This is a genomic window from Streptomyces sp. NPDC088747, from assembly GCF_044751025.1.
Taxonomy (GTDB): Bacteria; Actinomycetota; Actinomycetes; order Streptomycetales; family Streptomycetaceae; genus Streptomyces.
The window spans coordinates 321,839-344,154 of record NZ_JBIVKZ010000001.1 but is presented as its reverse complement, the minus strand read 5'-3'; the positions used below and the strand labels follow the sequence as shown (position 1 = coordinate 344,154).

Here is a 22,316-nt window from a genome sequence, read left to right as displayed (position 1 = left end):
CATGGAACGCGAGATATTCGAGGCGGAGCACGATCAGTTCCGCGAGATCGTGAAAGAGTTCCTCGCCCGGAAGATCACCCCGCACCACGCTCAGTGGGAGAAGGACGGAATCGTCCCCCGTGAGACGTTCCGGGCGGCGGCCAAGCAGGGCGTGATCGGATTCCAGGTGCCGCCGGAGTTCGGCGGCGGCGGGGTCCGGGACTTCCGCCTCAACGCCGTGGTCACCGAGGAGTTCGCGGCGGCCGCCGCCTCCGGGCCCGGCTTCGTTCTGCACAACGACGTCATAGCGCCGTATCTGTTGAACCTCGCGGACGACGGGCAGCGCGCCCGCTGGCTGTCCGGCTTCGCCTCGGGCGAGGAGATCTGGGCGATCGGTATGACCGAGCCGGGCACCGGCAGCGACCTCGCGGGCATCCGCACCAGCGCCCGCAAGGACGGTGACCACTGGGTCGTCACCGGCGCCAAGACGTTCATCTCCAACGGCATCAACGCCGACCGGGTCATCGTCGTCGCCCGTACCGATCCGTCACCGGACGCCGGGCACAAGGCGTTCAGCCTCCTCATCGTGGAACGGGGCATGGACGGCTTCACCCGGGGCCGCAACCTCGACAAGATCGGGCTGAAGGCGCAGGACACCGCCGAACTCCACTTCTACGAGGTCCGGGTGCCCGCCGCCAACCTCCTCGGGGAGGAGAACCGCGGTTTCTACCACCTCATGCACAATCTCCCCGAAGAGCGGATGTCCATCGCGATCGGTTCCATCGCCGGCGCCCGTGCCGTCTTCGACCGGACCCTGGAGTACACCAAGAGCCGAACCGCCTTCGGGCAGCCCGTGGCGTCCTTCCAGCACAGCCGGTTCGTGCTCGCCGAGATGGACACCGAACTCGACATCGCGCAGGTGTTCCTCGACCGCTGCCTCGCGGCGCTGGTGAAGGGCGAACTGACGGCCGTCCAGGCCGCGAAGGCGAAGTGGTGGACGAGCGAGCTGCAACAGCGCGTCGTCACCGCTTGCCTGCAACTGCACGGCGGATACGGTTACATGACGGAATACCCGGTCGGCAGGGCCTTCACCGACGCCCGCATCCAGACGATCTACGGCGGCACGACCGAGATCATGAAAGAGATCGTGGGACGCGACCTCGGCGTCTGAGCACCGCCCGGAGCCGGTGGCGGCCGCGCCGGCCACCCGGACGTGCCGAGGCGTGTGGTCAACCGATGCGGTAGCCGCCGTCCAGGGCGATCTCGTCGCCGGTGTGGAAGCGCGAGGCATCGGCGGCCAGATAGACGGCGATGCCGCCGATGTCCTCGGGAGTTCCGTAGCGTTTGAGCGGCGTGCGCCCCTTGGTGCGGCGCGCGAACTTCTCCCAGGCCAGCAGATCGTCGGCCATCGGGGTCTCGACCCAGCCGGGGATCAGGGTGTTGGCCCGCACCCCGTGGCGGCCCAGTTCCACGGCGATGGAGCGGACCATGCCGAGCACACCCGACTTCGACGCCGCGTACGCCTGGGTGGTCGGGTACCCGCCGGTGGGACCGATCAGGCTGGACACGGCGACCAGGCTGCCGCCCTTGCCGCGCTCCACCATGTGCCGGCCCGCTGCCTGGAGGGTCAGGAAGACACCGTCCAGGTCGACCCGGGTGACCCTGCGCCACTCCTCGTAGGACTGGTCGAGGAAGGGTGCCCCGCTGCCGCCGATGCCGGCGTTGGCGAAACAGGCGTCGACCCGTCCGAAGGCTCCGAGCGTCGCGGCGAACGCCTCCGTCACCTGCCGCGGGTCGCCGACGTCGCAGCGGAACGCCGCCGCCTTGATCCCGAGGGACAGTAGTTCGTCCGCGGCGGCGGCGTTCCGCGTCTCATCGGTGCCCCACACCGCAAGGTCGGCGCCCGCCCGGGCCAGCGCCCGGGCCATGCCGAGGCCGATGCCGCTGTTGCCGCCGGTGACGAGCGCGACCCTGCCGCTCAGATCGAAGGGTCCGGAGCCGTTCATACGGAGGGCCTTTCCACGGGGTCCATGGGGGCGGGAGCGGGCCTCAGCCGGGCCCGCAGGTCGTGCTTGCGGATCTTGCCGGCGGGTGTGCGCGGCATCTCGGGCAGGAGGATCAGACGCTCTGGGGTTTTCTGCCGGGCCACCCCGGCCCGCGCGAAGTGCGCGGCCACCTCGTCCGGGGTCAGTTCCCGTCCGTCGCGTACGACGACGAAGGCGCAGACCCGTTCGCCGTAGCGGGTGTCGGGTTCGGCGACGACGGCTGCCTCGGCCACCGACGGGTGTGTGGCGAGGATGTCCTCCACCTCCTTGGACGCGATCTTCTCGCCGCCGCGCACGATGAGGTCCTTGAGCCGGTCGGTGATGGTCAGACAGCCGTTGTCGTCCAGGTGGCCGATGTCCCCGGTGTGCAGCCAGCCGTCGGGGGTCAGCACCCCTTCGTTCAGCGCCGGGTCGGTGTAGCCGGCGAACAGCTCCGGGCCCCGGGAGAGGATCTCGCCGTCCTGGCCGGGTGCCACGTCCGTGCCGTCGAATCCCACGACGCGGATCTCGCACCCCGGCTGGGGACGGCCGTCGGTGTGGGCGCGCCACCGCAAAGGGTCCTCGGGGCGGCCGGAGGTGATGGTCGGGTGCTCGCTGGAACCGTACGACCGGTACGCGGCGATCCCGGCCTGGGCCGCTCGCCGCACCAGGACCGGTGCCACGTTCGCCGCACCCACCAGGTAGTCCCGCAGCGGACCGGTGCCGCGCCCCGAGCGCTGGGCGGCATCGAGCAGACCGGCGAGGTGGAAGGGCACGCCGCCGGAACTGCGGACGTCGTACGTGTGGATGAGGTCCAGGGCCGCGTCGCCGTCCCACTTCTGCAGGAAGACGGCGGAGATCCCGCGGATCATGGTGCGCAGCAGGACGCCGAGGGAGGCGATGTGTCCGGGCGGGAAGGGATTGAGGTAGGCCCCGGCCACGGGGGTGTTGGGCATTGTGGCGACCTCGGCGAGCAGCGACCGGTGGGTGTGCCGCACGCCCTTGGGTTCGCCGGTGGTGCCGGAGGTGTACACGAGTGCGGCCAGGTCGTCCGGACTGCCCGGCGGCACCGAAGCGGCCTGCGGGCCCAGGGCGGCGGCGGGGTTCTCGACCGCTTCCCAAGGGACAGCCCCCTGCGGGTGGTCCGGTCCGACGGAGACCACATGCCGCAGGTCGGCGGAGAGTTCTTTGTTCAGTGCGCGGGCGGCTCGTCCGGCGACCGCGATCAGGGCGACCGCCTTGGACTGCCGGAGGATGAAGCCCAGTTCACGGTTGCCGTAGATGGCGATGACGGGCAGCAGCACGGCGCCGCGCAGCAGGACGGCGGCGTGCGCGACCAGGCTCTCGGGGCTGTTCGTCAGCTGGACCGCCACGACCTCGCCCGGACGCACCCCCAGCCGGCCCAGTCCCTCGGCCACCCGCAGCGCCCGCTGGTGGACCGTGGCGAGATCCGTCTCGACCAGCGCGGCGGGGGAGTGGAAGACCAGCCGGGCAGCGGCGTGTGCGGCGGCTCCCCGGCGCAGGGCGCCGTCCAGGGTGAGCGGGGGCGCCGGGGAGGCCGATGCCATCACAGCCACCCCCGGACCTTCTCGACCAGCGCGACCGCGTCGCTGCCCGGGGCCGGTTCCACGTTCAGCATGGTGACGCCCGACTCGCGGTAGGCCGCGACGCGTTCGCGGACGTACCCCTCGGGGCCGAGGAGGTTGACGCGGTCTATCAGATCGTCGGGGACCGCCGCCTCCGCCTCGCGCTTGCGGCCGGCGAGGTAGAGGTCCTGGATGGTCTCGGCCTCCTTCTCGTAGCCGTAGTGGCTGACGAGCCGGTGGTAGAAGTTCTTGCCTCGCGCCCCCATGCCCCCGATGTACAGGGCCAGTTGCGGACGGGCCAGGTCGCGTAGCGCGGCCCGGTCCTCGCCGAGGGCGAGGATGCCGCCGGCGACGACCTGGAGGCCGCCGAGGTCAGCCGCGCGTTCGGCGCGTCCTTCGGCGAGTGCGCCGCCCCATACGTCCTTCGCCCGCTCGGGAAGGTAGAGGAAGGTCAACCAGCCCTGCGCGATCTCCGCGGTGAGCCGGACGTTGCGGTTGCCGAGCGCCGCCAGGAAGACGGGGATGTCCGTCCGTACGGGACGGGTGAGCATCTTCAGTGGTTTGCCGAGCCCCGTACCGCGCTCCGGCGGCAGCGGCACGGCGACCGTCCGTCCCTCGTAAGCGAGGACCTCGCGGCGCAGGACGGCGCGGACGACCGCGACGCTTTCCCGGGTGCGGGCGAGGGGTTTGTCGTACGGCAGGCCGTGCCAGCCCTCCACGACCTGGGGGCCCGAGACACCCAGGCCCAGCAGGGCACGTCCCTCGGAGAGCGCGTCGATTCCCGCCGCCGTCTGGGCCAGCAGGGCCGGGGTTCGGGAGTAGACGTTGATGATGCCGCTGCCGATGAGCAGGCGCTCGGTGCGGGCGGCGAGAAAGCCCATCAGAGTCGGTGCGTCGAAGCCGTAGGCCTCGGCGACCCAGGCGGCGTCCAGGCCGGCCCGTTCCATCGCGACGGCCTGGGCGGCGGTGGCCCGGGGCTCACGGGCGTACTGCAAGGTGGTGCTGAGCTGCATCGGGAACCGACTCCTTTGTCAGTCAGTACGAGCGTCAGTCAGGACGAGCGAGTACGAGTGCGGGGCAGGTCGTTCGGCAGGCAGCGGGCTCACTGCGCGGCGCGGCGGCGGGCGGCGTCCACCAGCAGCCCGGCGGCCTGGTCGCGCAGCCGGTCGGGCAGGGCCACCAGCGCCTCGTCGGCCTTGGCCCTGCGCAGATAGCTGTGCGCCGCGTGCTCCCAGGTGAAGCCCATGCCGCCGTGCACCTGTACACAGCCCTGCGCGGCGGCGACGGCCGCGTCCAGCGCGGACGAGGCGGCGAGGGCGGCCGCGATGTCGAGGCCGGTCCCCGAGGCGGTGGCGGCGGACTCCGCCGGGTCGTGCTCGTCCAGCGCGTCGGCGGCGGCCCGGACCAGCGCGCGGGCCGTCTCCACGCCCAGGAACATGTCCGCGAGCCGGTGCGAGACCGCCTGGAAGGAGCCGATGGGCCGCTCGAACTGCCGCCGTTCCTTGGCGTACTCGACCGCCAGGCCGGTCGCGGCGGCGGCCACCCCCACGGCGTCGGCGGCGAGCGCGATCAGCGCGGTGCGGCGGGCCGCAGCCAGGATCCGGCCGAAGTCACCGGCCGGCGCCAGCGGCTCGGCGGGCACCGCGTCGAAGGCGACGGCCGACAGCGGACGGGTGGGGTCGAGCGCGTCCAGCGGCCGCACCCGGACGCCCTCCGTCCGCGCCACGCCGAACCACTGCGGCCCATCGGGGCCACGGGCCGCCACCAGCAACAGCCCCGCGCCGGCCGCCTCCGCCACCACGGGCACCTCACCGGTCAGCGACCATCCCCCGCCGGCGTCCTGCTCCGCGCCGACCGAGTCGGCCACTCCCCACCCGTCCACGCCGCGTCCCACGACCACCGTCACCGGGACCTCGCCGGAGGTCACCGCGGGCAGTCGTTCCAGCGCCGCCGTGCCGCCCGCGGCCAGCAGCAGGGCCTGCCCGGTCAGCGACGACCACACCGGAACCGGGGCGAGACGTCGGCCCAGTTCTTCCTGGACCGCGCAGGCCAGGGCCATGCCCCCGCCCTCGCCGCCCACGTCGGCCGGCGTGGCCAGCCCCACCACGCCCATCCCGGCCAGCTCACGCCAGAGCCCGGTGTCCCAGCAGGGATCCCGCTCCGCCAGCCGGCGCACGGCTACGAGCCCGCACCGGGTGTCCAGCAGGCCACCCACCGCCTCCCGCAGTTCGTGCTCCACCTCTCCCACGTTCAGGGCGGTCATGTCACCTCACCTCGAACCCGCTGTTGTCGACCGCCGACCGGTCGATCTGCGCCATGCCCAGCGGGTTGCCGAGCTGGGTGTAGGACAGGGCGGTGGCCAGCGCCTGGGAGCGAGTGGCGTCGAGGGACTCCCAGATCGCCCTGACCGTGCCCTGCACGGCGGCCGGCGGCTTCGCCGCGATCCGGGCGGCCAGGTGCTGGGCCCGGTCCCACAGCGCCGCGCGGTGCACCACCTCGCTGACGAAGCCGATCTCGCGGGCCCGTGCCGCCGACATCCGCTCGTCGTTGCCCAGCAGCGCCATGCGCAGCACCTCGCCGAGCGGGATGCGGCGGGCCAGCCCGATGGGCTCAAGAGCGGACGTCATCCCGTAGGTGACATGCGGGTCGAAGAAGGTCGCCTCCTCGGAGGCGATGATGATGTCCGCCTCGTTCAGCCAGTACAGCGCGCCGCCCGCGGCCATGCCGTGGACCGCGCAGACCAGGGGCTTCCAGCAGCGGTTGTGCTTGGGCCCCAGATACGTCCCGGGGTCGCGCTCGCTGAACGGGTCGGGGTGGCGGTCGATGCCCTCGACGACGTCGACCCCGGTGCAGAACGCCCGGTCGCCCTCGGCGCGCAGCACCACCGCGTGCACGTCCGGCCGGACACCGGCCCACTCCCACAGGGCGCGGAACTCCTCCAGCATCGTCTGGTTGAAGGCGTTGAGCCGCTCGGGACGGGCGAGCGTGAGGGTCAGGACGTGGTCGTCGGCGAGGTGCGCGGTGACCGTCGTCGTCTTCGGGGGCTCGGCCGGCGGGTGCGGGCGGGGCGCCCCTGGGGCCGTATCGGCCATGCTCAGGACTCCTTGGGCAGGCCGAGCACACGCTCGGCGATGGTGTTGCGCTGGATCTCCGCGGTGCCGGCGCCGATGGTGGAGGCGCGGCTCATCAGGTACCCGTAGGTCCAGCGGCCCTTCTCGGGCGCGGTGGGCTCGCGGCTGCCGAGGACGGCGTCGGGCCCGAGCACGCGCAGCGCCAGGCTGTGCAGGCTCTGGTCGAACTCGGCCCGGATCAGCCGGTTCACCGAGGCGGCGGGCCCCGGATCGCGGCCGGCCAGTACGGTGTCGAGGGCCCGCCTGCTGTTGGCCGCCACAGCGCGGACGCCCGCCTCGGTACGGGCGATCTCCTGGCGTACGACGGGGTCGGCGGCGGCGCCGGTCCGCACGGCGAGGTCGGTCAGCTCGTCGACGACCCGCCGGTAGCGGAACTCGTCGGCGAGGAAGGCGGTGGCCCGTTCGTGCCCGAGGCTGGTGCGCGCGATGGCCCAGCCGCCGTTCTCCGCACCGACCCGATTCGCGACGGGGACCCGTACCTCGTCGAGGAACACCTCGGCGAAGTGCGCCCCGCCGGAGAGGTCCCGCAGCGGGCGCACGGTGACGCCGGGCGAGTCCATGGGAATCAGCAGATAGCTGATGCCGTCCCCGCGGGAATCCGGCGCCCCGGTCCGCACCAGGGCGAACATCCAGTCCGACTGCTGCGCCTGGCTCGTCCACACCTTCTGCCCGGTCACCACGTACGTGCCGGGGTCGGCCGGGTCGGGTACGGCGCGGGTGGTCAGCGCGGGCAGGTCGCTGCCGGCGTCGGGCTCGGAGAATCCCTGGCACCACAGTTCGTCGGCGCGCAGCATCGGCCGCAGGAAGCGCTGCTTCTGCTCGGCGGTGCCGTGCCGGATGAGGGTCGGCGCGACGATGCCCATGAGACCGCAGGGATGCTTCGGGGCCCGCAGCCGGCTCATCTCGCGGTGGTAGGCGATCTGGTCGGGCAGGGAGAGGTCCATGCCGCCTGCGTCGGCTGGCCAGCCGGGCGCGGCGAGCCCGGCGTCCGTCAGGGCCGCGTGCCAGGCACGGGCCCAGGAGAGACGCTCGGCTCTGTCCCGCGGCGGCCGGGTTGGATGGTCGCGGACGAAGTCGCGGAGCCGGCCGAGGAAGGCGGCCCCCGCGGTCGGCTCGCCGTCGTCCTCGGTCGAGAGGGTGGACATGGCACCTCCTGGCCGCGCCCTCGGCGATGGGGACGCATCGACGCAACGGACAAGTCATCGCCCGGTTGGGCTTCCCTGCACGTTACATCGCTTACTAGGTTAGCGACCATAGATGGGCAGTAGCGAGAGGACGACCAATGCGAAATGTCATGGAATGGGGACTCCCCTGGCCCGGCCCGGACGTGGCGGCGCGGGCCGAGAAGGCGGGCGCCGCGGCCTTCTGCTCCGGTGAGTTCGCCGACGTCAACGCCTACCTGGCGGCCGGCGAGATGGTCGCCGCGACCGAACGCGCGATGGTGGGACCGGGCATCGCCTATGCCTTCGCCCGGTCGCCCTTCGTGCACGCCTCGGCCCTGCGGCACCTGTCCAAGCGGGCCCCGGGACGGCTGTTCCTGGGCCTCGGCTCGGGCACCCACCGGATGAACCTGGACTGGTTCGCGGCCGAGGCGGACAAGCCGGTACGGCGCATGGCCGACCTGGTGGGCGCGATCCGCGCCTATCTCACGGCGGAGAACGGGGAACGGGTCGTCCACGAGGGCGAGTACTACCCGGTGACCGCCGACATCAAGGCACCGGTCCTGGGCCGGCTCGACATCCCCGTGCTCATCGGTGCCTTCAACAAGCTCATGCTCCGCACGGCCGGCTCCGTCGCCGACGGCGTCCTCGGACACGGCCTGTTCACCGACCGCTGGTGGACCGAGACGGTGGACCACGAACTCGCCGAAGGCGCCCGGCGCGCCGGACGCGAGGACTTCGCGCCCAAGCGCTGGGGCTGGCTGATCACCGCCGTGAACGACGACGACCCGGCCCGGGCCCGGCGCGACGCGCGCCTCCAGATCGCCTTCTACCTCACGGTCCGGACGTACGACACCCTCGTCGACCTGCACGGCTGGCAGGACGAGACGGACCGTGTCCGGGCGGCCTTCCGCACCGGAGACCTGGACACCATGGCCGGCTCGGTCACCGACGAGATGCTCGACGCCATCGCCCTGTGCGGCACCACCGAGGAGGCCCGGCAGCGGCTCGCCGCCCGGCGGGCCCTGCCCGACCTCGCCTTCCTGTCGACGCCCGCCTTCATGGTGGGGGACCGGCGCCGCGAGCACTACGCCGCCGCCGCCGTGGACCTCATGGCCGGCCTGCGCGGGGAGGACGTGTGACCGAAACCGCCCACGGGCCGCTGCACGGGGTCCGCGTCGTCGAACTGGCCGCCATCGGCCCCGTCCCCCTGGCGGGACTCCTGCTCGCCGAGCTCGGTGCCGACGTCGTCCGGGTCGACCGGCCCGCGCCCGGACCGCTGGCCGACCGCCTGACCAGGGGCAAGCGGAACGTCACCGTGGACCTCAAGCAGCCGGAGGGCGCCGAGGAGGTCCTGCGGCTCGCGGCGAGCGCCGACATCCTGCTGGAGGGACTGCGGCCCGGAGTCACCGAGCGCCTCGGCGTGGGGCCCGATCAGGCGCACGCGCGCAACCCGGCCCTCGTGTACGGACGGATGACGGGCTGGGGTCAGCACGGCCCCCGCGCCCGCACGGCCGGCCACGACATCAACTACCTCTCCGTCACCGGTGCCCTGGCCGCCATCGGACGGGCCGGTGGCCCGCCGCAGATTCCGCTCAACCTCCTGGGCGACTTCGGCGGCGGGTCGCTCTACCTGGTCACCGGGGTACTCGCCGCCCTCCACCACGCCCGGGCCACGGGGGAGGGGCAGGTCGTCGACGCGGCCATCGTCGACGGAGTCACCCACCTCTGCGCGAGCGTCTGGGCTGAGCGTGCCGCAGGCGGCTGGCGGGACGAGCGCGGCACCAATCTGCTCGACGGCGGAACCCCCTTCTACGACGTGTACCGGACCGCCGACGGCGGCTGGTACGCGGTCGGCGCCCTGGAGCCCAAGTTCTACCGGTGCCTCGTGGAGCTCCTGGGACTGCCGGGGTGGGCCGGTCGGCAGCAGGACCGGGCGGCGTGGCCCGAGATGCGCGAGGATTTCGCCAAGGCCTTCGCCACACGGACCAGAGCCGAGTGGGACACCGTCTTCGACGGCACGGACGCCTGTGCCTCACCCGTCCTGAACTGGACCGACGCCGTACGGGAACCCCACTTGCGGGCACGCGCCGCGCACCGGGACCACGACGGGCACCCGGCCCCGGCCCCCGCGCCGCGCTTCACCCGCGCCGCGAGACGGGTCTCCGGTACGTAGGTCACCTGACTATCCTCGATAACTCAGTGGAGACAGCTTCGCGTGGAGGGAACGCCATGGCACAGCCGGAGACGGCGAGAAGAAGGACACCGGCTCTTGGGGACGTTCCCCGCGAGGTCCGTCCGCCGAAGACCGGTGAGCTGGTGGCACGCCGACTGCGGCGCATGATCGTCGAGGGCGAGCTGGGAGAAGGCGACTCACTGCCCAACGAGGCAGCCCTCATCGAGCACTTCGGTGTCTCCCGGCCGACCCTGCGCGAGGCTGTGCGGGTGTTGGAGTCGGAGGGCCTCGTCGAACTGCGGCGCGGTTCGCGCACGGGCGCGAGGGTCACCATTCCGGGCCCCGAGGCGGTGGCGCGGCCGGCCGGCCTCCAGCTCCAGCTGGGCGGGGCGACGCTCGCCGACGTCTATGTCGCCCGCGGGGCCATCGAACCCCTCGCCGCCCGGCTGCTCGCGGAAGCCGGGGACGAGGAGGCGTGCGCCGCGCTGGAGGAGTCCCTGGAACAGGCCCGCGCCGTGGTCGACGACGCCGACCGCTTCGCCGCCTGCTCAGCCCACTTCCACCTGCAACTGGCCCAGCTGTGCGGCAACCGTACGCTCGGCCTGATGGCAGGCATGGTGCACGAGATCATCCTGCGCCAGACGCAGACGGCCGTCCGGGCCAACGCCCGCCCCGTGGCCGATCCGACGGTGCAGGAGTCGTACGGGAAGGCTCTGCGCGCCTACGTCAAGCTCGTCAAGCTACTGCGTGCCGGAAAGGGGGACGCCGCCGAGACCTTCTGGCGGCGCCACCTGGAGGTCTCCGACCAACTGGTTCTCGCGGGGCACGAGGCGATGCGGGTGCTCGACGTATTGGAGTGAGGGCCGGCCGTCAGTCCCAGTCCGGCGATCCGGGAGTCGAGGAAGCCGTCCCGACCGGGTCGCGGCGCACCAGCACGTCGCGACCCGGTCGTCGGTCGTGACCATGAAGCGGTTGGCCAGGCGGTGACAGGGGCAGGGAAGGGGCCGGGTTGATGTCGAGGACGGCCACGTTGTTCATGACGAGGTCGACGCAGCCGAACCCGGCCAGCGTCGTCGCGCGGCATCGGGAACGTGTCTGCCGCGCCGACGTCCGCTCCGACCGGCACGGCGCGCCCACCGCTCGCCGCGATCGGTGAGGCGTCCGCGTCGGCCGCCGCCTCGTCCCGGTCCGCCACCGCGAGGTGCGCCTGCCGGGCGGCCCGCGCGAGCGTGGTGGCCGAGGCCGCGGCCACCACCGGCGATGACCGCGGTGCGTCCCTCCAGGGTGTCCCTGGAGCTGGGTTTCCTTGCTTGTTTAGGGTGTCTCGCAACGGTGGTCGGACGGGGAGTGGGCATGGCTGGCGGGAACGGCGCGGCCGAGGCCGGGCAGGCGCAGGAAAAGGCCCGGCGGGCGCGTGCGGGACGGCCCCCGCTCACTGAGCGGCGCAAGGAGGCTGCCCGTCTGGAGATCGCCCGGGCGGCGGTGGAACTCTTCACGGAGCGGGGCGTGGAGGGCGTCTCCGCCGCACAGATCGCGGCGGCGGCAGGCATCTCCAGCCGTACGCTCTGGCGCTACTTCCCGTCCAAGGAGGAGTGCGTCGCACCGCTGCTCGCGCTCGGCGTGCGGCGTCTCACCCGGCAACTTCGGGAGCAGAACGCCGACGCGTCGCTGCTGGAGGCCGTGCGACGGGAACACTGGCTCACGGACGAGGGCCCGGACACGACCCGGCTGGTCCTCGACCTGATGCGGCTGACCCGGACGGAGCCGGTTCTGCAGGCGGTGTGGTTGCGCCAGACGTTCGAGGCTCATCCGGCGGTGGCGACGGTGTTCGCCGAGCGGGCCGGGCGTGCGAAGCCCGGCCTGGAGGACGACGTGCAGGCGGCCATGCTGCTGTCCGCCCTGCATGTGGCGGTGCGGGACTTCGCCTGGCGGGAGCCCGGTGAGGAGGGCGGGACGCTGGCGGCCGCCCTGGAACACGCGACCGCGGTGGCCGCGCGGGGCCTGCCGCTCTGACAGGGCGGCCGCGGGCTTCCCGCGAGTGGCGTAAGGGTGTCACTGGGCGGTGGGCGGAGTCACCGGCGGCTGCCGGGCAGGGGCGCGAAGGACGGACTCCGCTCTCGGTCCGGGCTGCCATGGCCTCCCTGAGATCCGGACCGTCGAACGTGGCGTCCATCAGCAGCAGGGCACGCAGCGCCGCCGTGTCGGCGTCGCGATCCAGATCCCCCCACACCTGCTCCTTCACCGCTGCCATCGAGGCCGGTGAGCAGTGCGCGGCGAGCTGCCCGGCATGGTCGACGGCGTCGTCCAGGAGCCGGCCGGGTTCCGTGACCCGGTGCACCAGGCCCAGCGCCGCGGCCTCCCGCGCGTCGAAGGTGCGCCCGCTCAGCAGCAGCTCCATGGCCGGTCCGGTGCCGATGAGACGGGGCAGCAGCCGTGACAGTCCGTACTCGGCGACCAGCCCGAGCCGCGCGAACGTGGTGCTCATCGTCGCCGTGCGGGGGCGAAACGCACATCGCTGCCCAGCATGTAGGCGAACCGCACCCCGGCCACCGGACGGTTGACCGCCGCGAGGACGGGCGTGCGCAGCCGCAGCACCAGCAGGGGCAGGTCTTCCGCCGCGGGCGCGAAGGCCCGTACGGCCTCCGCGCCTTCCCGAAGTGTGCCGAGATCGGCCCCCGCGCAGAAACCGCGTCCGGCCCCGGTGACGACGATGGCGGGCACGGCGGGATCCTCGTCGAGACCGCGCAGGGCACAGGCGTATTCGGCCTGCATGGGGCCCGTCATCGCGTTGAGCTTCTCCGGGCGGTTGAGGGTGGCGACGGCGACCGCCCCGTGCGCCCGGACGAGGACGGATGCCGGTTCCCGGTCTTCCTGGCCTGCGATGCCCACGAGTAACCTTTCCGAGTCGACGGACGAGGGGCCCCGACGGAGACACGCACCGATGCTGGGCGGGTCCGTTCGCAACGTAACGCACGTAGTAAACTACGTTACCTTCCGGTGGTGCGGCGAGCGGCGCCCACGGCCTCAGACGGGAGCCCCCGCGTGTGTCGCGCGATGCGGCAGCACGAAGTCCTTGCGCTGCGTGCTGCCCTGCTGCGGGAAGAGCGAGGTGGTCGCCGGCAGGCGTCCGGGAGCGGACAGGATGAGCACCAGGAACTCCTCCGGCAGCCCGGTGAGCCCGTAGCCGCCCCGCTCGTCCGTACGCGTACGGGCCACCTGCTTGCCCTGCGTGTCCGTGACGGTCACGCGCGCGTGGATGATGGGTTCACCCGTTTCCTCGGCGACCGTGCCATACAGCTCCGGAGCCCCGATGGACCAGCCGCCCGGCGAGGCGGATGTGCCGTGCGGGGCGGGGGCCTCGATCGATGGATCCTCCACGACGGTTTCCATGAACTCCTCGGCTTCCCCGGCGGACGCGGCGGCGCGGCGCATCCGCCGCTCGCGCAGCACACCTACGCCGACCAGGGCGGCCCCGGCGATCAGCCACGCGCTCAGCACCAGCGTCGGCCGCAGCAGGCCCTTGTTGTCGAAGTAGAAGATGCCGTGCAGGGCGTCGACCAGGTTGCCCAGCGGCATCACCGGGTGCAGCCAGCGGAAGAATCCGGGCACCATCTGGTACGGGATCGCGCCACCACTGGACGGGATGTTCAGCAGGACGAAGAGGCCGATGGCCACGCCCGGGATGAACTGGCGGACGAACGGCACCAGGCCGTAGGTGACCCAGGCCACGAGCTGTGTCACCACGAACGCGTACAGCATGGCCAGCGGCTCGTTCGGGATGACGTCGATCGCGAGTCCTATGACATACCCGACGACGCTCGTGAACAGGCCGACACCGGCGAAGGTCAGCAGCTTGGCCCGGCGCCCCAGGGTCACGATGCGGAGCATCATCATCACGGACACGTACGGGATGATCGTCCAGACCATCGTGAGGTAGAAGAGCGAGGTGCCCGTGACGTCCCCCGGCGCGGTGGGGGCGACCTCCTTGGTGGTCAGTTCGTCACCGTTGGCCGTCGCGACCTGGGTGAATGTCTGGGTGAGCGTGGTCTCCAGCATCGTGCCGTTGGCCTTGGCGACGTACAGCGTGGAGCCGTCGGAGCCGACGGAGAAGGCCGCCACGGCGTCCCGGTCGAGTACCGCCCGCTCGGCGGTCTTCGCGTCCGCGACGGGCGAGATGTCGAACGCCCCCTCCGCCTTGGTGTCCAGCGCGCTCTGCAACTGGCCGGCGACCGCCGGAGTGGAGACGGCGACCTTGACGTCGTGCGGGGTGGGGGAGTGGAACGGGATCATGTAGCAGAGCAGGAACCCGAAGAAGAAGAGCGCCGGAAACCACAGACCTCCCGCCAACGTGGGCAGGAGCCCGGATTTCTTCTGTTCCTCGGACATATGACCCCTTTCGGCCGACCGGTGGGCGGCGCACTAGTTATTACTTAACTTAGGTAATGATAGCGCGATGGGTCGGTACGCGGAGCCCGAGGGGTGCGAGAAGATGGGGTGGTGTCCGACCAGCAGGAATCCGCGGTTACCGACCTGATGCGGGCGCTCATGACGTTCGCCTACGCCATGACCCGCTCGCAGGTGCACTCGGCGCTCGCCGCCACGCTCGACGTCAAGGTCGAGCGGGCCGGGGTGTCGCTGCTGCGTGCGCTGCGCAAGGCGGAGGAACCCCTGCGAGTGGGGGACATCGCCGACCGGCTGCTGGTCAGGGCGCCGCACGTGACCCGCCAGGCTGCACTGCTGGAGCGGGAGGGGCTGGTGGAGCGGGTGCGGGACCCGGGGGACGCGCGAGTCCAGCTGGTACGGCTCACCGCGCGGGGGCGCGAGGTCATCGATCACATGGACGCGGCGATCCTCGAACAGATCCGCGGGGTGCTGAAGGACGAGGACCTGGCCGACATCCGCACCACCGCACGCCTGCTCGGCAGACTCTCGGACGACGCCGGCGGTGAGGGCGGTGCCCGTGGCTGAGGCCGGCGGCGGCTGAAAGTGCGAGGGCATACGGCGAGCGCGGGGCGTCAGAGGGGCGACCGCGGGCGGAGCAGGAGGCGGTATGGCGGGGCAGGTCCGGCGCGGACGGCCGGCGGGTGTGGACGGGGAACAGACGCGGCGCCGGATCATGGCCGTCGCGTTGGAGCATGTGTCCGCGACCGGCTACGGCAACGCGACCATGAAGTCCATCGCCGAGCGCGCCGGGCTCACGGGCGCGGCCATCTACCGTTACTTTCCTTCCAAGCAGGCGCTGGTGAGCGCCGTGCTGGGGGAGGCGGTCGACGACATCATGCGCCGCCTCGACGAGGCGACCAGGATCCAGGGCTCGCTGCGGGAGCGGTTCGTGGCCTTCATGGAGGAGGCGATCGCCAGCGCGCGGGACCATCCGTCCGTGCTGCGGCTGCATGAAGTCATCCAGTTGGAGGCCGGGCGCCACCCGGAGTTCCTGGAGGTCGTGCAGGCGAGGCAGGTGGCGGAGGAGAAGCTGTACGGCCGGCTCATCGAGGACGCGGTGAGCGCGGGCGAGTTGCCCGCGGGTGTCGACCACCGGGCCATCACCGACATGCTGCTCGCGATCGTCTGGGGCCTGACGCATCTGGCGGCCGTGGCACCCCCGGACCGGCATGCCGCGGCGGTCCGGCAGGTGGAACAACTCCTCGCCACGGGATCGCTGCTGCCTCGGGGTGAGTGAGTTCCGTCCCGGAGACGTCGGCCTGACGGATGGGCCGCGGCAGTGCGGCCCTTCGGGCGTGCCGACACCTAGGCGAGCAGTTCCAATTGTGGGGTTCTCAGGCGAGGGGGAGGGTGTCCAGCGGGTTGTGACGACCGATCGAGACACCCTCTTGACGGCACTGCACGTGTATGTAGATGACCGTTCGAAGACCCCGCGATGGCCTGGGCGGCCGCCTCGGCTGACCGACGTGGAACTGGTGACACTGGCCGTGGCCCAGGCGATCCTGGGCTTTCACTGTGAAGCCCGCTGGCTACGCTTCGCCCACGCGCATCTGCACGGAGTGTTCCCGTACCTGCCCCAGCGCCCGGCCTGCAACAAGCGACTGCGAGCCGCTCTGCCCCTGGTCAAACGGGCCATCCGGTCCCTGGCCGCGGACACCGACCTGTGGCTCGACCCCCTGTGGATCGTGGACTCCACACCGGTCGAGTGCGTCCGCTCCCGCGAGACCGTGCGCCGTTCTGAGCTCGCCGGCTGGGCGAACTACGGCTACTGCCACTCCCACTCACGTTTCTACCGGGGCCCGAAACTGCACCTGGTGTGCACCCCGGCACGCCTGCCCGTCACCTGGGCCCTCGCCGACCCGAAGATCGACGAACGGCAGGTCCTGGCCGCGCTCATCGACGACGAGCCCAACCTCACCCATCACCAGGTCACTGATCGCCTACGACCACTGAGCCACAACGGAACTACTCGTCTAGGTCAACAAGGCGGGCATCGGCTCGGTGGCGCGCGTCACCGAACTGTCGCCCGATGAGGGGTACAAGGCCCTGCGGGTGGACCTCGACAGCGTCTTCTATGCCTCCCGTACCGCCGCCCGCACCCGCCCCGGACCGGTCCTCAGCAAGCCGGGCACCGTGCTCGACACTCCCCAGGATGCGGGCCGAGTTCGCGGGAAATGTCGGCAGTGCTGCCTTTGGCCACGTACGGAACCTAGCGCACGTAGTTAGTTATGTTCTAGCCTCGGTGGCAGGCGGAGTGCGGTTGGCCGGAGTGCCGGTGGTGGTCCGGGTGCTGTCTGCGGAGTATCTCTCGCTCGCCTATTGACCCCATCGGTGCGCCTTCGTAAGTTAATAATCGTTCATTTACTTACGTTGCGCCAAAGGAGGCGACGACGTGGCATCCACCGCTGCACCGCGTGAAAACGCCGTGCCGTTCGAAATCACCGACCCCAAGAGGGTCCCCGCCCAGCGCTACTACTCCCGGGCGTTCCACGAGTCGGAGAAGGAGAAGCTCTGGTCCCGGGTCTGGCAGGTGGCCGCCCGTCTGGAGGAGATCCCCCGGGTCGGCGACTTCACCGAGTACACGATCAACGACCAGTCTCTGCTGATCGTCCGCGAGGCCGACGGCAATGAGGGCGTCAAGGCGTACTTCAACGCCTGCCGGCACCGCGCGACGGCGCTCGGTACCGGCACCGGCACGTTCCACGGCAAGCAGATCGTGTGTCCGTACCACGGCTGGCGCTGGAACCTCGACGGCAGCAACTCCTACGTCTACGCCGAACGCGGCTTCACCCCGGCCTGTCTGGACAAGGACTTCCTGCGGCTGCGCGAGGCGAAGACCGGGGTGTGGGGTCACATGGTCTTCGTCAACCTCGACCCCGAGTGCGAGTCCTTCGAGGACTTCATCGGCTCGATCGCCAAGATCCTGGAACCCATCGGCTTCGACCGTATGCGGGTGCGCTGGTGGAAGCACGTCATCCTGCCGGGCAACTGGAAGATGGCGCAGGAGGCCTTCCTGGAGGCCTACCACGTCATGCAGGCTCACCCCAGCCTGAGCATGGGTGCCGCCGACGAGGACTACGACCTCGACCTCCAGGGCGGGCCGTTCGAGTGCCTGCCGCAGGGACACTCCCACGCGACGCCGGCGCCGGTCTCCGAAGGCGGGGAGTCCCCCGTCAAGGGCATGTCGATGGCGGACTACTTCATCCAGTTCAACAACGCCCTGTACTTCGGCACCGACTCGTACACCACCGAACGCGAGATGTTCGTGCAGCAGGGGTTGCTGGAGAAGGACATTCCGCAGGAGGAGTTCATCCCGGCGTTCTTCAAGGCCCTGTACGAGTACGCGCAGGGCGCCGGCATCGACCTGCCTGCCCCGGCCACCGAGACCACCGGCTACGGGCACATCTTCCCCAACCTCACCTTCCTGCCAGCCTACGGGAACTCGATCATCTACCGGACACGCCCCTACGAGGACGACCCCGAGAAGTGCGTCTTCGAGGTCTGGGCGGTGCAGATACCGACCGCCGACGCGGGAGATCCCGAGCGGCCCGAACTGGAGGGACCGGTCCCCGTCGAGGAGTGGCCGCAGATCTTCAAGGAGGACTACCGCAACATCATCGCCCAGCAGCGCGGTATCCACACCGAGGGCTTCGACGAGATGGTCATGTCGGAGCCGTACGAGGCGATGATCATCAACAGCCATGCGGTGATCGACACGTACCTGAGGCGGCCCTGAACGGCATGGCGCGGGTACGGATCGAGCCGGCCGGCGCCGAACTCGACGTACGGGCCGGCGAGACGGTCTTCGAAGCCGCGCTGCGCGCGGGCCTGACCTGGCCCACCATCTGCTTCGGACAGGTCAGGTGTACGGCGTGTGTGCTCAAGGTGCTCGAAGGACATGCCAACACCGACCCCGCTCAGGCCGAGGAGCAGGGCGTGCTGCGGCAGTTGGCACAACGCCGCCGGGGGTCCCAGCGGGACACCAGGCTGGCCTGCAGGCTCACGGTGACCGGTGCGGTCACCGTCGAGAAGAAGGGGGCCAAGCCCGCGGACGACACCGCGGCGTGAGGCCCACCGACCACCGGCGCTCGCGGCGCCGGAGGAGAACCGAGGAACACCCATGGCACAGAAACACGGAACACGTGCGTCCGAGGGCGACACCTATGACGTCGTCGTCGTCGGATTCGGCGGCGCGGGGGCGGCCGCCGCGATAGCGGCGGCGGATGCGGGCGCCTCCGTGCTGGTCCTGGAACGCCACTACGGCGGCGGCTCCACCGCGCACTCCGGGGGAGTGGTCTACGCGGGCGGCGGCACCGACGTGCAGAAGGCCGCCGGCGTCGAGGACACCCCCGAGGCGATGTTCGCGTACCTCAAGCAGGAGACCCAGGGGGTCGTGTCCGACGACACGCTGCGGACCTTCGTGGACGGCAGCCCCGGGATGATCGACTGGCTGCGCGCACAGGGCCTCGAATTCGAGGGCAGCCTGTGCGACTACAAGACGTCGTACCCCACCAACCGCCACTACCTCTACTACTCGGGCAACGAACTGGCCGCCGGATACGCCGATGCCGCCGCCCCCGCGCCCCGTGGCCACCGGGCCCACGCCAAGAACTTCACCGGTGCCGTCTTCTACGCGAGGCTCCGGGAGTCGGCCCTCGCCAAGGGTGTCGTGTTCCGGCCGCTCGCCGACGTGAAGCGGCTGGTGATCGAGGAGGGCAAGGTCGTCGGCGTCGAGTTCGAGGCGCCGGAGCCGGGTCGCGCGCCCGGTCACTGGCACGAGAAGTTCGACAAGATCGCCGGGAAGATGGTGATCTACTACCGGCCGGTCGGGACCAGGATGAACCAGGTCGCCGCCGGGGTGCGCCGCCGGCGCAGCCGCACCTGGCGGGTCCGGGCCCGCGGCGGAGTCGTCATCGCCACCGGCGGTTTCGGTTTCGACAAGGAACTGGTACGCAAGTACGCGCCGACCTACATCGACATGGGGGCCCTCGGCCCCGGCGGCGAGGACGGCTCCGCGGTGCGGCTGGGACGGCAGGCGGACGCCGCGTTCGACCGGATGGACTCGATCTCCGCCTGGCGGTTCATCTCCCCGTGCTCGGCCTTCATGGAGGGCGTCGTCGTCGACAGCGCCGGGCAGCGCTTCGCCAACGAGTTCCTCTACGGCGCCACCATGAGCAAGCCGCTGATGGAGGAGCGCGGCGGCCGGGGCTGGGTGGTGATGGACGCCGCCACCTGGCACAAGGCACGCCGTCAAGTGCGTACCCAGGCCGCCTTCTTCCACGTTCCGCAGCTCTCGTTCCTCTTCAGCCCCGCCGGGCACACCAAGGCCGACACGCTGGAGCAGCTCGGCCGGCGCCTCGGCATCGACCCGGTCGGACTGATCCGCACCGCCGCCGAGCACGACGCCGCCATCGCCGCGGGCGAGCCGGACGCGTACGGGAAGAAGGACGAGTACCGGCACGCCCTCGGCCACGGCCCCTTCTACGCCTACGACATCTCGCCCGACTCCTCGCGGATGTTCTATCCGATGGCTTTCATCACCCTCGGCGGCATCGTCGTGAACGAGGAGACCGGACAGGCCAGGAAGCAGGACGGAAGCGACATCCGGGGCCTCTACGCGGCCGGCCGCTCCGCGGTCGGGATCTGCTCCAACAGCTATGTGTCCGGCCTCTCGCTGGCCGATGCGGTCTTCTCCGGCCGCCGGGCCGGCGAGCACGCCGCCCGCACCACCCGCTCGCCCGTCACCGCGCGGCCGTCCGCCTCCCACGGCAAGGAATCCCGATGACGCCTCACCTCGCAGAACCCGACGCCAAGGTGCTGCTGGAACTGTTCACCGACGCCACCCGGATCAAGCTCTTCGACGAGAAGTACCGGGCCCTGATGAAGGCCGGCCACATCGGCGGCATGTACTACTCGCCCAGGGGCCAGGAGTTCGCGGCCGTCTCGGTGGCGCAGCATCTGCGCCGGGACGACTACGTGGTCACGATCTACCGGGGTCTTCACGACCAGATCGCCAAGGGGGTGCCGCTGCGCGAGCTGTGGGCCGAATACCTCGGCAAGGCGGCCGGCACCTGCAAGGGCAAGGGCGGCCCCATGCACGTCACCGCCCCGGACCACGGCCTCATGGTCACCACCGGCGTGGTCGGGTCGGGTCTGCCGATCGCCACCGGACTCGCCCTCTCCGCACAACTGCGCGGGACCGACCAGGTCACCGTCTGCAACTTCGGGGACGGCGCCTCCAACATCGGCGCCTTCCACGAGTCGCTCAACCTCGCCTCGGTCTGGCACCTCCCCGTGGTCTTCGTGTGTCAGAACAACCAGTTCGCCGAGTACACGCCGCTGCTGGAGGGCACCTCGGTGGCGCACATCGCGGACCGGGCCGCCGGATACTCCATGCCGGGCGTCACCGTGGACGGCGAGGACCCGGTCGCGGTGTGGCACTCGGCGGGTGAGGCGATCGACCGGGCCCGGCGCGGGGACGGGCCGACGCTCCTGGAGGTGGACACCTTCCGCTACCACGGGCACGTCATGGGCGACACGCAGAAGTACATGCCCAAGGAACTGCTGGCGGCCAAGGTGGCCGCCGACCCGGTGCCGCGCTTCCGTGCCCGGCTCCTCGCCGACGGTGTCGCCGGCGAGGCCGAACTCCGGGCCATCGAGGACGGGGCCCAGGCTGAGGTCGACGACGCCGCCGACTTCGCCCTCAAGGCCGAGCTGCCGGACGTCTCCGAGCTCACGACCGATGTGTATGCCCCGGAGGTGGCGGTCCGATGACCACGGCAGCGACACGCGAGAGCGAGAAGAAGCAGGCCGGGCCGCGGAGGATGGGCATGGCCCAGGCCATCGGCGACGCCCTCGACGTCGCGCTCGGCCTGGACGATTCCGTCTTCCAGCTCGGCGAGGACATCCAGGACCCGTCCGGTGGCGGCTGGGGCATCCACACGGGCCTCAGCACCAAGTACGGCGCTGCCCGGGTCCGGCACACGCCCATCTCGGAGCAGGCCATCATGGGCGCGGCCATCGGTTCCGCGATCTCCGGGATGCGCCCCGTCGCCGAGATCATGCTGATGAACTTCGTGCACGTCTGCGCGGACCAGCTGATCAACCACGCGGCCAAACTGCGCTACATGTCCGGTGGCCGCACTCCGGTCCCGCTGACCGTCCGTACGACGACGGGCACCGGCGGCGGCTTCGGCGCCCAGCACTCGGACATGCTGGAAGGACCACTCGTCCACGCGGCCGGCCTGAAGGTCGTCGTCCCGAGCAACCCGGCCGACGCGAAAGGTCTGCTGCTCTCCGCGATCTTCGATGACGACCCGGTCGTCTTCGTCGAGATGAGCGGCCTGTACTACTCGGGCAAGGCGGAAGTGCCGGACGGGGACCACCGTGTCCCGTTGGGCAAGGCCCGGGTGGCGCGCGCGGGCGCCGACGTCACAGTGCTCACCTACGGGCGGCAGGTGGTCGACTCGCTCGCCGTCGCCGAGCGGCTCGCCGGTGAGGGCGTCGACGTCGAGGTGATCGACCTGCGCACACTCAACCCGCTCGACACGGACACCGTTCTCGGGTCCGTGGCGCGTACCAAACGCGCGGTCGTCGTGCACGAGGCGGTGCGGCGGGCCGGCTTCGGCGCGGAGCTGGCCGCGACGCTGCACGAGGAACTGTTCGGGGAACTCGCCGCTCCGGTACGGCGGGTGACGGCGCCGGACATCCCGGTTCCGTACGCCAAGACACTCGAAGACGCCTTCCTGCCCGGTCCCGCCCGCATCGAGGCCGCCGTCCGCGATGTCGTCGGGCTCGGTGGCAAGTAGGCACGAGGG

21 protein-coding genes and 1 pseudogene are annotated in these 22,316 nt (G+C 71.2%); 13 read left to right on the top strand and 9 right to left on the bottom strand.

Annotated elements, in window-relative coordinates; all coding sequences use genetic code 11:
* Nucleotide 1 precedes the first annotated feature (1 nt).
* Nucleotides 2–1,150, top strand: a complete 1,149-nt coding sequence (locus tag ACIP79_RS01800; protein ID WP_401217896.1) for an acyl-CoA dehydrogenase family protein — start codon at nt 2–4, stop codon at nt 1,148–1,150.
* 58 nt (nt 1,151–1,208) lie between these two features.
* On the opposite strand, the gene ACIP79_RS01795 is transcribed toward ACIP79_RS01800, so the two are convergent.
* The 6 genes from ACIP79_RS01795 to ACIP79_RS01770 all read right to left on the bottom strand — a co-directional run bounded on the left by ACIP79_RS01795 (nt 1,209) and on the right by ACIP79_RS01770 (nt 7,865).
* Nucleotides 1,209–1,985, bottom strand: coding sequence for an SDR family NAD(P)-dependent oxidoreductase (locus ACIP79_RS01795; protein WP_401217893.1), 777 nt, complete (start codon nt 1,983–1,985; stop codon nt 1,209–1,211).
* Complete coding sequence (locus ACIP79_RS01790; RefSeq protein ID WP_401219183.1) at nt 1,982–3,571, bottom strand: class I adenylate-forming enzyme family protein; 1,590 nt, start codon at nt 3,569–3,571, stop codon at nt 1,982–1,984. Before ACIP79_RS01790 ends, ACIP79_RS01795 begins: the two co-directional genes overlap by 4 nt.
* Nucleotides 3,571–4,602, bottom strand: a complete 1,032-nt coding sequence (locus ACIP79_RS01785) for an LLM class F420-dependent oxidoreductase (RefSeq protein WP_401217890.1) — start codon at nt 4,600–4,602, stop codon at nt 3,571–3,573. The genes ACIP79_RS01790 and ACIP79_RS01785 overlap by 1 nt, the downstream gene beginning before the upstream one ends.
* 89 nt (nt 4,603–4,691) lie before the next feature.
* Nucleotides 4,692–5,852: an acyl-CoA dehydrogenase family protein gene (locus ACIP79_RS01780; RefSeq protein WP_401217887.1), complete on the bottom strand. Its 1,161-nt coding sequence runs from the start codon at nt 5,850–5,852 to the stop codon at nt 4,692–4,694.
* Between the two features lies 1 nt (nt 5,853).
* Entirely contained in the window at nt 5,854–6,681 is an 828-nt protein-coding gene (locus ACIP79_RS01775) for an enoyl-CoA hydratase/isomerase family protein (protein ID WP_401217884.1), read from the bottom strand.
* 2 nt (nt 6,682–6,683) lie between these two features.
* On the bottom strand, nt 6,684–7,865 hold the full coding sequence (locus ACIP79_RS01770) for an acyl-CoA dehydrogenase family protein (RefSeq protein ID WP_401217881.1): 1,182 nt from the start codon (nt 7,863–7,865) through the stop codon (nt 6,684–6,686).
* A 137-nt stretch (nt 7,866–8,002) separates the two neighbouring features.
* Here ACIP79_RS01770 and ACIP79_RS01765 point away from each other — a divergent pair, with 137 nt between their 5' ends.
* The 4 genes from ACIP79_RS01765 to ACIP79_RS01750 all read left to right on the top strand — a co-directional run bounded on the left by ACIP79_RS01765 (nt 8,003) and on the right by ACIP79_RS01750 (nt 12,069).
* Nucleotides 8,003–9,022, top strand: a complete 1,020-nt coding sequence (locus ACIP79_RS01765) for an LLM class flavin-dependent oxidoreductase (protein ID WP_401217878.1) — start codon at nt 8,003–8,005, stop codon at nt 9,020–9,022.
* On the top strand, nt 9,019–10,056 hold the full coding sequence (locus ACIP79_RS01760) for a CaiB/BaiF CoA transferase family protein (RefSeq protein ID WP_401217875.1): 1,038 nt from the start codon (nt 9,019–9,021) through the stop codon (nt 10,054–10,056). Before ACIP79_RS01765 ends, ACIP79_RS01760 begins: the two co-directional genes overlap by 4 nt.
* 56 nt (nt 10,057–10,112) lie before the next feature.
* Nucleotides 10,113–10,916: a FadR/GntR family transcriptional regulator gene (locus tag ACIP79_RS01755; RefSeq protein ID WP_401217872.1), complete on the top strand. Its 804-nt coding sequence runs from the start codon at nt 10,113–10,115 to the stop codon at nt 10,914–10,916.
* A 493-nt stretch (nt 10,917–11,409) separates the two neighbouring features.
* A complete protein-coding gene (locus ACIP79_RS01750) occupies nt 11,410–12,069 on the top strand; it encodes a TetR/AcrR family transcriptional regulator (protein ID WP_401217869.1) in 660 nt (219 codons plus the stop codon).
* A 172-nt stretch (nt 12,070–12,241) separates the two neighbouring features.
* On the opposite strand, the pseudogene ACIP79_RS01745 reads toward ACIP79_RS01750, so the two are convergent.
* From ACIP79_RS01745 to ACIP79_RS01735, 3 genes and pseudogenes are all read right to left on the bottom strand, one after another.
* A pseudogene (locus ACIP79_RS01745) lies at nt 12,242–12,541 on the bottom strand (enoyl-CoA hydratase-related protein); the annotation flags it as partial.
* Nucleotides 12,538–12,945 carry an enoyl-CoA hydratase/isomerase family protein gene (locus ACIP79_RS01740; protein ID WP_401217866.1) on the bottom strand — a complete coding sequence of 136 codons (408 nt, stop codon included), beginning with the start codon at nt 12,943–12,945 and terminating at the stop codon, nt 12,538–12,540. The gene ACIP79_RS01740 and the pseudogene ACIP79_RS01745, both read right to left, overlap by 4 nt.
* Before the next feature lie 135 nt (nt 12,946–13,080).
* On the bottom strand, nt 13,081–14,442 hold the full coding sequence (locus tag ACIP79_RS01735) for a carboxypeptidase regulatory-like domain-containing protein (RefSeq protein WP_401217863.1): 1,362 nt from the start codon (nt 14,440–14,442) through the stop codon (nt 13,081–13,083).
* A gap of 111 nt (nt 14,443–14,553) precedes the next feature.
* On the opposite strand from ACIP79_RS01735, the gene ACIP79_RS01730 reads away from it, so the two are divergent.
* From ACIP79_RS01730 to ACIP79_RS01695, 8 genes are all read left to right on the top strand, one after another.
* Nucleotides 14,554–15,024 carry a MarR family winged helix-turn-helix transcriptional regulator gene (locus ACIP79_RS01730; RefSeq protein ID WP_401217860.1) on the top strand — a complete coding sequence of 157 codons (471 nt, stop codon included), beginning with the start codon at nt 14,554–14,556 and terminating at the stop codon, nt 15,022–15,024.
* Between the two features lie 82 nt (nt 15,025–15,106).
* On the top strand, nt 15,107–15,736 hold the full coding sequence (locus ACIP79_RS01725) for a TetR/AcrR family transcriptional regulator (protein WP_401217858.1): 630 nt from the start codon (nt 15,107–15,109) through the stop codon (nt 15,734–15,736).
* Between the two features lie 229 nt (nt 15,737–15,965).
* Nucleotides 15,966–16,532 carry a hypothetical protein gene (locus ACIP79_RS01720; RefSeq protein ID WP_401217855.1) on the top strand — a complete coding sequence of 189 codons (567 nt, stop codon included), beginning with the start codon at nt 15,966–15,968 and terminating at the stop codon, nt 16,530–16,532.
* A gap of 359 nt (nt 16,533–16,891) precedes the next feature.
* On the top strand, nt 16,892–18,235 hold the full coding sequence (locus ACIP79_RS01715) for an SRPBCC family protein (protein WP_401217852.1): 1,344 nt from the start codon (nt 16,892–16,894) through the stop codon (nt 18,233–18,235).
* 5 nt (nt 18,236–18,240) lie between these two features.
* On the top strand, nt 18,241–18,567 hold the full coding sequence (locus ACIP79_RS01710; RefSeq protein WP_401217849.1) for a 2Fe-2S iron-sulfur cluster-binding protein: 327 nt from the start codon (nt 18,241–18,243) through the stop codon (nt 18,565–18,567).
* 52 nt (nt 18,568–18,619) lie between these two features.
* Entirely contained in the window at nt 18,620–20,284 is a 1,665-nt protein-coding gene (locus ACIP79_RS01705) for an FAD-binding protein (RefSeq protein WP_401217847.1), read from the top strand.
* Nucleotides 20,281–21,273 (top strand): thiamine pyrophosphate-dependent dehydrogenase E1 component subunit alpha, encoded by a 993-nt coding sequence (locus tag ACIP79_RS01700; protein ID WP_401217844.1) that lies wholly within the window; start codon nt 20,281–20,283, stop codon nt 21,271–21,273. Before ACIP79_RS01705 ends, ACIP79_RS01700 begins: the two co-directional genes overlap by 4 nt.
* Entirely contained in the window at nt 21,270–22,307 is a 1,038-nt protein-coding gene (locus ACIP79_RS01695) for an alpha-ketoacid dehydrogenase subunit beta (RefSeq protein WP_401217842.1), read from the top strand. The genes ACIP79_RS01700 and ACIP79_RS01695 overlap by 4 nt, the downstream gene beginning before the upstream one ends.
* Nucleotides 22,308–22,316: the final 9 nt, after the last annotated feature.